General features: G+C 44.8%; 11 protein-coding genes. 3 read left to right on the top strand and 8 right to left on the bottom strand.

Annotation, left to right across the window (positions count from 1 at the left end; translation table 11 throughout):
- Positions 1-11: 11 nt before the first annotated feature.
- The 5 genes from rng to JHD45_RS03040 form a co-directional block, all read right to left on the bottom strand.
- A complete protein-coding gene (rng, locus tag JHD45_RS03060; protein WP_199474715.1) occupies positions 12-1,466 on the bottom strand; it encodes a ribonuclease G in 1,455 nt (484 codons plus the stop codon).
- The gene (locus tag JHD45_RS03055; RefSeq protein ID WP_199474714.1) at positions 1,459-2,091 is read right to left on the bottom strand and encodes a Maf family protein; all 633 of its coding nucleotides are present in this window, start codon (positions 2,089-2,091) and stop codon (positions 1,459-1,461) included. Before JHD45_RS03055 ends, rng begins: the two co-directional genes overlap by 8 nt.
- 49 nt (positions 2,092-2,140) lie before the next feature.
- Entirely contained in the window at positions 2,141-2,614 is a 474-nt protein-coding gene (gene mreD / locus JHD45_RS03050; RefSeq protein ID WP_199474713.1) for a rod shape-determining protein MreD, read from the bottom strand.
- Positions 2,611-3,399 carry a rod shape-determining protein MreC gene (gene mreC / locus JHD45_RS03045; protein ID WP_325097257.1) on the bottom strand — a complete coding sequence of 263 codons (789 nt, stop codon included), beginning with the start codon at positions 3,397-3,399 and terminating at the stop codon, positions 2,611-2,613. The genes mreD and mreC overlap by 4 nt, the downstream gene beginning before the upstream one ends.
- A 67-nt stretch (positions 3,400-3,466) precedes the next feature.
- On the bottom strand, positions 3,467-4,510 hold the full coding sequence (locus tag JHD45_RS03040) for a rod shape-determining protein (protein ID WP_199474712.1): 1,044 nt from the start codon (positions 4,508-4,510) through the stop codon (positions 3,467-3,469).
- A gap of 236 nt (positions 4,511-4,746) precedes the next feature.
- Here JHD45_RS03040 and gatC point away from each other — a divergent pair, with 236 nt between their 5' ends.
- From gatC to gatB, 3 genes are read left to right on the top strand one after another with little or no spacing between them, the layout of a single operon-like run.
- Positions 4,747-5,034, top strand: a complete 288-nt coding sequence (gatC, locus tag JHD45_RS03035; protein WP_199474711.1) for an Asp-tRNA(Asn)/Glu-tRNA(Gln) amidotransferase subunit GatC — start codon at positions 4,747-4,749, stop codon at positions 5,032-5,034.
- A 14-nt stretch (positions 5,035-5,048) separates the two neighbouring features.
- A complete protein-coding gene (gene gatA / locus JHD45_RS03030; protein WP_199474710.1) occupies positions 5,049-6,509 on the top strand; it encodes an Asp-tRNA(Asn)/Glu-tRNA(Gln) amidotransferase subunit GatA in 1,461 nt (486 codons plus the stop codon).
- A 2-nt stretch (positions 6,510-6,511) separates the two neighbouring features.
- Positions 6,512-7,957: an Asp-tRNA(Asn)/Glu-tRNA(Gln) amidotransferase subunit GatB gene (gene gatB, locus JHD45_RS03025; protein ID WP_199474709.1), complete on the top strand. Its 1,446-nt coding sequence runs from the start codon at positions 6,512-6,514 to the stop codon at positions 7,955-7,957.
- A gap of 149 nt (positions 7,958-8,106) precedes the next feature.
- On the opposite strand, the gene mutT is transcribed toward gatB, so the two are convergent.
- The 3 genes from mutT to secA are packed head-to-tail and all read right to left on the bottom strand — an operon-like array spanning position 8,107 to position 12,425.
- On the bottom strand, positions 8,107-8,487 hold the full coding sequence (mutT, locus tag JHD45_RS03020; protein WP_199474708.1) for an 8-oxo-dGTP diphosphatase MutT: 381 nt from the start codon (positions 8,485-8,487) through the stop codon (positions 8,107-8,109).
- Positions 8,487-9,707, bottom strand: coding sequence for a bifunctional glutamate N-acetyltransferase/amino-acid acetyltransferase ArgJ (gene argJ / locus JHD45_RS03015; RefSeq protein ID WP_199474707.1), 1,221 nt, complete (start codon positions 9,705-9,707; stop codon positions 8,487-8,489). The genes mutT and argJ overlap by 1 nt, the downstream gene beginning before the upstream one ends.
- Positions 9,708-9,722: 15 nt before the next feature.
- Positions 9,723-12,425: a preprotein translocase subunit SecA gene (gene secA / locus JHD45_RS03010; RefSeq protein WP_199474706.1), complete on the bottom strand. Its 2,703-nt coding sequence runs from the start codon at positions 12,423-12,425 to the stop codon at positions 9,723-9,725.
- Between the last annotated feature and the right edge of the window lie 125 nt (positions 12,426-12,550).

The raw sequence follows: 12,550 nt of genomic DNA, 5'->3' as shown, positions 1-12,550 counted from the left end.
AGTTTCTCCGCTTATCTTAGGACGACATCATACTGATCTTGTGTATACACAGGATCAACCTGAAAACGAATGGTTTTACCAATAAATGCCTCCAATTCCGCAACCCCTGCACTTTCTTCATCAAGAAAACGATCTACCACTGAACTGGCGGCTAACACAGTGTAAGTTTGGGAGTCATACGCCCTATCGGCTCTTAAAATCTCCCTAAATACTTCGTAGCACACAGTTTCAGGCGTTTTTACCAAGCCACTACCACGACAAGCCCGACATGGCTCACATAGCGTTTGCCCAAGGCTTTCACGCGTACGTTTGCGTGTCATTTCCACTAACCCTAAATCCGACACACCAGTAATTTTGGTCTTAGCATGATCAAGCTCTAGTGTTTTTTCAAGCATTCTTAATACTTGCCGCTTGTGCTCCTCATCTTCCATATCAATAAAATCAATTATGATGATGCCACCCAGATTACGTAAACGCAATTGGCGTCCAATCGCTGTGGCAGCCTCAAGGTTGGTTTTATATATCGTCTCTTCTAAATTACGACTTCCAACAAATGCGCCCGTATTGACATCAATGGTCGTCATCGACTCAGTTTGCTCTACTAAAAGGTAACCACCAGACTTCAGTTGCACCTTGCGATCCAGCGCCTTTTGAATCTCATCTTCCACGCTGTACAGATCAAAAATAGGGCGCTCACCTGGGTAATACTCAATGCGATCTCTAAGCTCTGGAATAAAGTCTTCCGCGAAAGAACGCAATTTTGCATAATTTTCACGTGAGTCAATACGAATTTTTTCTGTCGTCAAGCTCACTAAATCTCTCATAGTACGCAAATGCAAAGGCAAATCTTCATAAATGACCGAAGGGGATTTAGCGCTTTTGATACGCTTTTTAACAGACTGCCATAAGCGTGTTAAAAATTTAATATCCGACAAAATTTCTTCTTCTCCAGCACGCTCTGCGGCGGTACGAAGAATATAGCCATTCGATTCATCCGCTTCGGTTAATGCTGTCGACACCAGAGATTTGAGACGCTCTCGCTCTGCTTCATCTTCAATGCGCTGACTGACACCAACATGGGACTGGTCCGGCATATAAACAAGATAACGAGACGGAATAGATAAATGTGTTGTTAAACGAGCACCTTTGGTACTAATCGGGTCTTTTGTTACTTGAACAACCAGAGATTGCCCTTCACGCAAATAATCACCAATTTGATCACTTGGGTTAACAGCATCTCGATCCACCACCTCGGAAACATGGATAAAAGCCGCGCGCTCTAAACCTATATCAACGAAGGCAGCTTGCATTCCTGGCAACACACGGACCACTTTACCTTGATAAATATTACCAACGATCCCCTTGCGGCTGGAACGCTCAATATAGACTTCTTGAAGGACGCCATTCTCTACTAAGGCGACTCGAACCTCCATCGGAGTGACGTTGATTAATACATCTTCACTCATGAGACATCTCCTCAAGGGAATGAATCCCATATAATGCTAGAAGCTGGGACGTTTCATACAAAGGCAAACCGACCACTGCAGAATAGGAACCAGAAAGATGAGAAACAAACACAGCACCTAACCCCTGAATAGCGTAGGCTCCCGCTTTATCTTGCGGCTCACCTGTGCGCCAATATTGGGCAATTTCAACATCCGATATCGATCTAAACGACACATCCGTCACAACGTTAGTTAACTGTACATGATCACCATCCACATCGCATAGACATAATGATGTCATCACCTGATGGGATCGGCCAGATAAGAGCCTTAACATACGCTTAGCGTCATCAAAAGATGACGGTTTACCTAACACCACTCCATCAACAACCACGCTTGTATCAGACGCCAAAATAACACTGCACTTAGCTTTTGATGTGGAGTCTTGATAAAGAAGATTATTATTCTGGCGATAGTACATAGCGACGGCTTGAGCTTTCTCTAGCGCCATTCGTGTCACGTAATCATGGGCGGCTTCCGCCTCATGAGGGGTTTCATCAATGTCTGCAGGACAAACAGCAAACTCCTTCACCAATGTCCCTAATAGTTCTTTCCTTCTTGGCGATGCAGAGGCCAAAACAAGCATAAACCTTTCCTAATCAAAAATAGCCCAACAAACACCCTACCCGATAAATCTAACGAATCGCATAAATTCGACGAATGCTGCGTAAAATAATAAACGACCAAGGCCATAGCAGCCCTGTCACAATGGCAGGCATAAAGATCATCAATGTCGGTTTAGCGTCACCAAAGTAATGATCAATCCAAAAATCCACCAGCTGATTGACACTCACCAACAAACATACGAACAACCCTTGCTGCCAACGGTGATACATCCGTAAACGCTTGTAAAACACACCACAAGTATAGGCAATAATGACATAAGTTAACGAATGCTGACCAATAATACCGCCTTGAAGCAAATCGACTAATAACCCTAAAAACCAAGCCAACCCCACACCAACTCGAAATGGTAAGGCAATTACCCAATATAAGATCACCAGAAGAACCCATTCGGGTCGATACCAAATTAAGGATTCAGGAAGGGGCATAGCCTCCAACATTAATGCCGCGATCAAAGTCACTATGAAAACAAAGAAAGCTCTCATTTATCTCGCTCCGATTTGGGTCTATCAATTAACATGACATGACGACTACGCCCAAGCTGAGCCAAAGGCACCACATCCACATCGGCATAAGGCTGCCCTGGAATATGGTTGACCGCACGAACAACACCGACAGGATATCCCGCTGGAAAACGTTTGCCTAAACCCGATGTTGTCAGTATATCTCCCTTTCTAATATCAGCTGATTGAGGAACACTCATCAATTTCATATGTTTCAAATCCCCAATCCCTCGCAACACTCCTCTAAACCCAGTACGAGCAAGTTGTACAGGTAAGAAATGACTAGCATCAGCAATCAACAGAACTCGACTGGTATAAGCAGACGTTTCAACAATTTGACCGAAGACACCAGTAGCATCCAAGACCGGTTCACCGACATAAGCTCCAGATGAAAAACCCTTGTTAATCAGTACTTTTTGACTATACGGATTCTGGTCAAAGCCAATTACCTCAGCCAAGACAACTTTCTCATTTACCCTTTGGGAAGCATCAAGTAACTCGCGCAATCTAACATTTTCTGCCTGCAAGGAGGCAAACTGTTGTAAACGGCTACGCAACAACAACAATTCCTGATTAAGCTTTTGATTCTCTTTCACTAAATCTTCACGACTTTGCAAGTGATCATTAGCCCAAAAGAGTATTTGCTGGGGGGTATTTACGACAACTTGAATGGGAGCAACAAGCCAAGTAAGGTAGGGTCGAATAGGGGCAAAAATAGAATAGCGGACATCACCCACTATCATAGCAATCGATAAGATAACCAGCACAACAAAACGTGCACTGGATATCTTGCCATTAAAATAAATCGAATTATTAATGGTGAGCTCCTACCTTTTACTCGTTTTCAGCAGTAAAAAGCTCGGCAGCGTGCTTATCCATCATTTCTAGGGCCATACCACCGCCTCTGGCAACACAAGTTAGTGGATCGTCAGCGATAATAACTGGAAGGCCTGTTTCTTCACTGATTAATCGGTCAATTTCACGCAGCAATGCACCACCACCCGTTAGCACAAGCCCCGTTTCACCAATATCCGCCGCCAACTCTGGTGGAGATTGTTCAAGAACACCTTTGATCGCTTGGACAATTTGCGCAAGAGGTTCTTGAAGTGCTTCAAGGATCTCTGTACTACTCAATGTAAAGGAACGAGGAATACCTTCAGCTAAGTTACGACCACGCACATCAATCTGCAACTCTTCACCCGTATGGTAGGCCATACCGATTTCCGTTTTGATTCTCTCTGCGGTAGCGTCACCGATTAAACTACCATACTGGCGGCGCACGTAAGTGGTAATCGCCTCATCGAAACGGTCACCTCCCACACGGATGGATTCGGAGGTCACAATGCCATTCAAGGAAATAATGGCAATCTCAGTCGTACCACCACCGATATCAATCACCATAGAACCGGATGCTTCAGCAACAGGCAAACCGGCCCCAATTGCTGCCGCCATAGGCTCTTCAATAATATACACTTCTCTAGCCCCTGCCCCCAAGGCAGATTCTTTAATCGCTCGACGCTCAACTTGTGTGGATTTACACGGCACACAGACCAAGACTCGCGGACTTGGTTTTAGGAAGCTATTTTCATGAACTTTGGAAATAAAGTATTGCAGCATTTTTTCGGTAACATGAAAGTCGGCAATCACACCATCTTTCATTGGTCGAATTGCCGTAATATTACCAGGCGTACGACCTAACATTCGCTTGGCATCAGTACCCACTGACGCCACTGTTTTTTGGTTTCCATTATGACGAATGGCAACAACAGATGGCTCATCAAGAACGATCCCCTGCTCGCGTACATAGATAAGGGTATTAGCTGTTCCTAAGTCAATTGACAAGTCGCTTGAGAACATTCCCCTAATTTTTTTAAACATGAATTTCCACACCCTGATGAATACGATACGAATAACGTCAAAATGTAACAATCGCTTGCAAATTGGGCAAGCCGATTCAACGCAAAATAGTAAAAAGTCTTTAGGTATTTCATTGTTTGTACAAAAAATTTTGATTTCGACGAAAAGAATACGCTTTTTCACTCCAGTTACTTTCTAGCATAAGCCCGAAGCGATACAATGGTAACTATTTTCGACAATTAAATATCAGGTGGAACATGTCCATAGACAAACAAGACGTGCAAAAAATTGCGCACTTGGCTCGCCTCGCCCTCACTGAGGAAGATGCCGTTCAGTACCAACATTCGCTGTCCAGCGTTTTATCACTTGTAGAACAAATGCAATCAGTTAATACCGATGGCGTAGAACCACTTTCCAATCCGCTTGAAATGACACAACGCTTAAGAGAAGACGTGGTAACAGAAGGCAACCATAGAGAGGAGTTTCTTGCTAACGCACCGCAAACCGAAGCGGGTCTTTTCCTTGTACCGAAAGTGATCGACTAATACGAGAGCAAACCATGTTCGAACAAAGCATTTCCGTTTTAGCGCAGAAACTGCGCAACAAAGACATTTCCAGTGTTGAGCTAACACGCACTTTTTTAGACCGTATTGCAAAGCTTAACCCACTACTCAACAGCTACATCACCATCAGCGAAGAGCTCGCCTTACAACAAGCACAGGCCGCCGATGAACGACTTGCGAACGGTCAAGGCTCTAGTCTCACCGGCATCCCAGTGGCTCACAAAGACTTGTTTTGCACCCAAGGCACTCTAACGACTTGCGGCTCAAAAATGCTGCATAACTTCATTCCGCCTTACGAGTCCACCGTTACACAACGCATAAAAGATGCTGGCGCCGTAATGTTAGGCAAAACCAACATGGACGAATTCGCCATGGGCTCTTCTAACGAAAACAGCTTTTACGGTGCGGTCAAAAACCCTTGGAATCTAGACACCGTACCAGGCGGCTCATCTGGTGGCTCTGCTGCGGCCGTTGCGGCGGGTCTGACAGTGGCTGCAACAGGTACAGACACCGGCGGCTCGATTCGCCAGCCTGCTTCTTTTTGCGGCATCACAGGCCTTAAACCTACCTATGGTCGCGTTTCGCGCTTTGGCATGATCGCCTACGCATCTAGCCTTGACCAAGGCGGCCCAATGGCAAAAAGCGCCGAAGATTGCGCGCACCTCATGCAAACCATCGCAGGCTTTGACGACAAAGACTCTACCTGCTCAGAAACACCAAAAGACGACTACCTAGCCAACCTCGACACCCCTCTGACAGGCTTGAAAATTGGCCTACCAAAGGAGTACTTCGGCGACGGTTTGGACCCGAAAGTGGCCGACGTTATCATGACTGCCGTAAAAGAGTTTGAGAAATTAGGTGCAACAGTGAAAGAGATTTCACTTCCTAACCTGCAACTAAGCATTCCATCTTATTACGTCATTGCACCATCCGAGGCCTCTTCTAACTTGTCTCGTTTTGACGGTGTGCGCTTTGGTCACCGCTGCGAAGATCCAAAAGACCTACTTGATATGTACATGAGAACACGTGCAGAAGGGTTTGGCCGTGAAGTTCAAAAGCGCATTATGGTGGGCACTTATGCCCTATCTGAAGGCTATTATGACGCCTACTATTTGAAAGCACAAAAAATTCGCCGCTTGATCAAAAACGACTTTGTTGCGGCTCTGTCTGAAGTCGATGTTATTATGGGGCCAGTTGCACCAACCACCGCTTTTGGCATTGGCAGTAAAGCAGACGACCCTGTAGCCATGTATCTAGAAGACATTTACACTTTATCCGTGAATCTTGCTGGCATTCCCGCCATGTCTGTTCCTGCAGGCTTTGCAGATGGCATGCCTGTTGGTTTACAAATCATGGGCAACTATTTTGCCGAAGCCAAACTATTAAATGTCGCTCATCAATTCCAGCAACACACAGATTGGCACCTACAAACGCCAACGATGGCAAAAGGAGCATAAAGATGAATTGGGAAGTTGTTATCGGCCTAGAGATTCATACCCAGCTCTCTACCAAATCAAAATTATTTTCTGGCGCCGCCGTTGGTTTTGGCGCAGAGCCAAACACACAAACCACGTTAGTGGATTTAGGCATGCCCGGTGCACTACCAGTACTAAACAAAGAAGCGCTCCGCATGGCGGTTATGTTTGGTCATGCCATTAATGCAGAAATTGGCATGCACTCAGTTTTTGCCCGCAAAAACTATTTCTATCCTGACCTACCAAAAGGCTACCAAACCAGCCAGATGGATCACCCTATCGTAGGCAAAGGCTATCTTGATGTGATGCTTGATGATGGGTCAACATCACGTATTGGCATCACCCGAGCGCACCTTGAAGAAGATGCGGGTAAATCTTTGCACGAAGACTTCCAAGGCATGACTGGCATCGATCTAAACCGTTCCAGCACCCCTTTACTGGAAATTGTCTCGGAGCCCGACATTCGCTCCGCCAAAGAAGCCGTTGCCTACGTCAAAATGATCCACTCTATCGTAACTTACTTGGGCATTTGCGACGGCAACATGGCCGAAGGCTCCATGCGTTGCGATATCAACTTGTCATTACGACCAAAAGGCCAGAAAGAGTATGGCACGCGAACTGAAATCAAAAACGTCAACTCGTTCCGCTTTATCGAAAAAGCCATCTATACAGAGATTGAACGCCAAGCCGACATTCTTGAAGATGGCGGCCGAATCGTTCAAGAAACGCGCCTTTATGACCCAGATAAAAACGAAACTCGCAGCATGCGCTCCAAAGAAGACGCGAACGATTACCGCTATTTCCCCTGCCCAGACCTGCTACCAATTGAGCTGACAGAGGAATACGTAGATCAAATCAAAGCCAACCTTCCTGAATTGCCAAACCAAAAAGCAGCACGTTTCCAGGAGGAATACAAACTGAGCGAATACGATGCTGGCGTACTATCGGCTTCACGAGCAATGGCGGACTACTTTGAGCAGGCAAATAGCCTTGTCAAAGATGCCAAATTAACCGCCAACTGGGTAATGGGCGAACTAAGCAAGCTACTCAACCAAGAGCAACTTGAAATCACACAATCTCCAGTAAGCGCCAAGGCACTGGGCGAGCTTCTTAGCCGCGTACTGGATAACACCATTAATGGCAAAACCGCCAAAGACGTATTGCAAGCCATGTGGAATGGCGAAGGCTCTGCGGATGAGATCATTGAAGCCAAAGGCCTAAAACAAGTCACCGACACAGGTGCCATTGAGATCATGATTCAGGAAATTCTGGATGCTAACGCTGCTCAAGTTGAGCAATATCGCGCCGCCGATCCAGACAAACAGAAAAAAATGATTGGCTTCTTTGTTGGACAAGTCATGAAAGCATCTCAAGGTAAGGCCAACCCAGGGATTGTTAATCCAATTCTCGCCAAGATGCTAAAAGGCTAAAACAGACCTATCCATAATTAAGCGACCTTTAAAACGAAATTAAAAAGGTCGCTTTTTTTGCCACATCAATCCAGACAAATCATTCATTAGGCCAATAAAAAGGCATCATAAAATTTATGATGCCTTTTTTAAACAATTAATGCGTCTTTTTATTTAAGTAAGCGATCGACGATAACTTGATTGGCTTCAGGAAAGGCATAATTCGCCAAGTCCGCTAATGGAACCCAACGCACTTCTTGCCCTTCTCGTCCATGTGGTTCACCATTAAATTTTTTCACGACAAAAAACACCAACTCAACTTGTTTATCGCCATAATCGTGAGCAACAGTCTGAAAATGTGAGGCATCAAGCGTTTCAATACCACACTCTTCACTTAACTCTCTTGCCAGCGTAGAAAGAGAAACTTCACCTTCTTCGCATTTACCACCCGGGAACTCCCATAAACCACCTTGATGTTTATCAGAAGAGCGCAGAGCAATAAATACCCGACCTTCACGCAGAATAATACCTGCCGCAACCCGAACCAACATTAGGTACGGTACTCCGCATTAATAGTCACGTATTCATGGGAGAAATCCGTTGTCCACACTGTATCAGAAGCATCGCCAGCCCCAAGGTCAATTACAATATGAATCTCCTCTGGAGCCATGGCCTCCTGACCATGCTCTTCCAAATAACCGGGCGACCGACCACCATCACGAACAATTTCGAAGCCGTTGATGTGCAGTTGGACTTTATCAACATCCAACCCCTCAACTCCCGCACGACCTACAACCGCCAAAATACGCCCCCAATTAGGGTCAGACGCAAAGAGAGCTGTTTTTACCAGCGGGGAATGCGCTACTTCAAATGCTGTTTTCGTCGCATCAGATACCTTAGCAGCACCAACCACCTCAACCGTCACAAACTTCGTTGCGCCCTCGCCATCACGCACAATAGCATGAGCCAACTCCTGCATTACGGCAGTAAAGGCCGACACAAAAGCTTGAGCAAGAGGAGAATCAAGAGAAGTGATTGCTTCGTTACCTGCCTTACCTGTTGCCACAGCAATACAAGAGTCATTAGTAGACGTATCACCATCAATAGTGATTCGGTTAAAGCTCTTGTTAACCGCCTCTTTTAAAACAGCGTGAAGAACAGACTTTTCAATGGCAATATCACTAAAAACATAACCTAACATGGTTGCCATATTGGGGCGAATCATCCCTGCCCCTTTGGAAATACCACCAATCGTGAAAGTCTGACCTTCAAATTCAAAAGTACGAAAAGCACCTTTTGGCAAGGTATCTGTCGTCATAATACCAACACCAGCAGATTGCCAGTTGTCAGCCGAAAGATTACCCAATGCCGATGGAATTGCTGCAACAATTTTATCAACCGGCAAAGGCTCCCCAATCACTCCCGTAGAAAAAGGCAGGATAGCCTCAACAGGAACACCTACCTGCTCAGCCAACACTCGGCAAGTTTCTAAAGCATTCTCCACACCAAGCTTACCAGTTCCCGCGTTAGCATTACCTGTATTGATTAACAAATAACGCGCATCCGCTAGCGCCAAATGTTTCTGACACAAACGAACTGGCGCAGCGCAAAAAACGTTTTGCGTGAAAACGCCCGCAACAGACGCCCCCTCACAGAGTTCAAAAACCACAACGTCTTTTTTGTTTGGTCTTTTTATACCCGCTTCAGCAACACCTATTTTTACCCCATCAATTTCAGGGATATTCGGGAAACCTTTCAACCCAACTGCCATTTAGCTTTTCCTTATTTAAACCAGACGACCGTGACACTGTTTGTATTTTTTACCAGAACCGCATGGACAAGGCTCATTGCGACCCACTTTAGGATAATTTTGAGCCGTAGAGCGACCATCATCAAGAGACGACATCTCTTCATGGTTCATACTTAAATGCGTTTTTGCCTCTAAGGCGCGACGCTCTTCTTCTATTTTTTCTACCTCTTCAGGGGTTTGAACCTGAACACGAGAAACAATCTGAATCACTTCATACTTAATCTGCTCCATCAACCCTTGGAACAATTCAAATGCCTCACGTTTATATTCTTGCTTAGGATTTTTTTGAGCATAACCGCGCAAATGAATCCCTTGACGTAACATATCCATTGTCTGCAAATGTTCTTTCCACAAGGTATCCAGCACTTGCAATAACACTTGTTTTTCAAAGGATCTTAGTGGCTCACCACCAACAATGTTTTCTTTATTCACATAATCAGCAACAAACGCATCCAAAATCTTCTGACGCAATGGTTCTTCGAAAAGCTTACTATCCTCTTCCACCCATTTAACAACAGGAATTTCCAAACCAAACTCATTGCGTATCTTCTCTTCAAGCCCCGTCAGATCCCATTGATCATAGATACTCTGCGGTGGAATAAACTCATCAATCAGAGTGGTAACAACATCTTCACGCATCGCAATAATCGCTTCGGAAAGATCTTCAGAAACCATCATATCAAAGCGCTGACGGTAAATAACCTGACGCTGATCGTTGGCCACATCATCATATTCTAACAATTGCTTGCGAATATCGAAGTTACGACCTTCTACCTTGCGCTGTGCTTTTTCAATGGCATTGGATACCATCTTATGCTCAATCGCTTCACCTTTTTCCATCCCTAATGCCACCATCATTTTCTTGATGCGATCAGACATGAAAATACGCATTAGACTGTCTTCAAGCGACAAATAGAAGCGCGACGACCCTACATCCCCTTGACGACCCGCACGACCACGCAACTGGTTATCAATACGGCGCGACTCATGTCGCTCTGTGCCGATAATATGCAAGCCACCAGCGGCCAATACGGCTTCATGACGCTCTTTCCACTCAGCCTTGAGAGCATCGATTTCTTCTTGAGACGCATTTTCTCCAAGCTGATCAATCTCAACCTGAACATTCCCCCCCAGAACAATATCCGTACCACGACCAGCCATATTCGTGGCAATGGTCACAGCACCTGGACGACCTGCTTCAGCAATAATTTGGGCCTCACGCTCATGCTGCTTGGCGTTCAATACATTATGAGGAATGTTTTGCTTGTTTAGGTAATCAGATAAAAGCTCAGAATATTCGATAGAAGCGGTACCAACCAAAACAGGTCTTCCACGCTCTACATTATCGACAATATCAGTCACGATGGCTTCAAACTTGTCCTGAGTTGACATATAGATCAAATCATTAAAGTCTTTACGCTGCACTGGACGGTTAGTTGGGATAACCACAACGGGTAAGTCATAAATCTGTTGAAACTCAAAAGCTTCTGTATCCGCCGTCCCCGTCATACCAGACAGCTTTTCATACAAGCGGAAATAGTTCTGGAAAGTAGTCGATGCCAAGGTTTGACTTTCTGCTTGAATAGTCACCCCTTCTTTTGCCTCAACAGCCTGATGGATACCTTCTGACCAACGCCGTCCCTGCATAGTACGACCAGTATGTTCATCTACGATAACCACTTCATCGCCTTGAACAACGTAGTCGATATTCTTATGGAAAATAACATGCGCTTTCAAACAGGCATGAACATGATGCAATAATGAAAGATTACTAGCGGAATATAGACTTTCCCCTTCATTAAGCATCCCTTGCTCTACCAACCATGTCTCAACAAAATGGTGACCTTCTTCTGTCAACTCAATGCTTTTTTGAGATTCGTCAAAAATATAATGACCAACGATATCCTCAGGTGACTCACCTTCTTTCACTTCATGACGGGACAATAGAGGGGGTAAGTAATTAATTTTACGATACTGCTCTGAGCTGTCTTCTACTGAACCAGAAATGATCAACGGCGTACGCGCCTCATCAATCAAGATGGAGTCAACTTCATCCACCACGGCAAAATTTAAATCTCTCTGTACTCGGTCCTCAAAACGAAACACCATATTGTCACGAAGATAATCAAAACCAAATTCGTTATTCGTACCGTAGGTGATATCACATAAATAAGCGGAGCGTTTTTCTTCTTTATCTTGCCCTGAGAAAACCACCCCCACACTCATATCTAAATATTCATAAAGAGGGCGCATCCAGTTCGCATCACGCTTAGCCAAGTAATCGTTGACCGTGACAACATGAACACCCTTAGAGGAAATCGCATTCAAATAGACAGCTAAGGTCGCAACAAGGGTTTTACCTTCCCCTGTACGCATCTCCGCGATTTTCCCTTCGTGTATCACCATACCGCCAATAAGCTGCACATCAAAGTGCCTCATACCCATAATTCGCTTACTAGCTTCCCTAACTACCGCAAATGCCTCGGGCAGGATAGAGTCTAAAGATTCACCCTTGCTAACTCGCTCTCTAAATTCATTCGTTTTACCTGATAAATCACTGTCTGACAGGTTAGTAAAAGATTCTTCAAGTTTATTAATTTGTATGACTATTTTTTTAAATCGCTTAACTTCTCGGTCATTCTTTGTACCGATGACTTTCTTAATTACGCTTCCTAACATCTTGAATACATCGCAGCCAATTAGTAATGAAAAGATTCTATCACTTTAATGTGGGACAAAACATGAATTATCAATGACCTAAACACAAAAAAGCCAGACAAAGTGTCTGGCTTTTTTGTGTAGGA

The organism is Marinomonas spartinae, from assembly GCF_016461715.1.
GTDB classification, from domain to species: domain Bacteria; phylum Pseudomonadota; class Gammaproteobacteria; order Pseudomonadales; family Marinomonadaceae; genus Marinomonas; species Marinomonas spartinae_A.
This window is presented reverse-complemented; position numbering and strand designations above follow the sequence as displayed.

Excerpts from the sequence above, each read along its gene's own strand:
- rng (WP_199474715.1), bottom strand. The coding sequence starts at position 1,466 with ATGAGTGAAGATGTATTAATCAACGTCACTCCGATGGAGGTTCGAGTC.
- JHD45_RS03055 (WP_199474714.1), bottom strand. The coding sequence starts at position 2,091 with ATGCTTGTTTTGGCCTCTGCATCGCCAAGAAGGAAAGAACTATTAGGG.
- mreD (WP_199474713.1), bottom strand. The coding sequence starts at position 2,614 with ATGAGAGCTTTCTTTGTTTTCATAGTGACTTTGATCGCGGCATTAATG.
- JHD45_RS03040 (WP_199474712.1), bottom strand. The coding sequence starts at position 4,510 with ATGTTTAAAAAAATTAGGGGAATGTTCTCAAGCGACTTGTCAATTGAC.
- gatC (WP_199474711.1), top strand. The coding sequence starts at position 4,747 with ATGTCCATAGACAAACAAGACGTGCAAAAAATTGCGCACTTGGCTCGC.
- gatA (WP_199474710.1), top strand. The coding sequence starts at position 5,049 with ATGTTCGAACAAAGCATTTCCGTTTTAGCGCAGAAACTGCGCAACAAA.
- gatB (WP_199474709.1), top strand. The coding sequence starts at position 6,512 with ATGAATTGGGAAGTTGTTATCGGCCTAGAGATTCATACCCAGCTCTCT.
- mutT (WP_199474708.1), bottom strand. The coding sequence starts at position 8,487 with ATGTTGGTTCGGGTTGCGGCAGGTATTATTCTGCGTGAAGGTCGGGTA.
- argJ (WP_199474707.1), bottom strand. The coding sequence starts at position 9,707 with ATGGCAGTTGGGTTGAAAGGTTTCCCGAATATCCCTGAAATTGATGGG.
- secA (WP_199474706.1), bottom strand. The coding sequence starts at position 12,425 with ATGTTAGGAAGCGTAATTAAGAAAGTCATCGGTACAAAGAATGACCGA.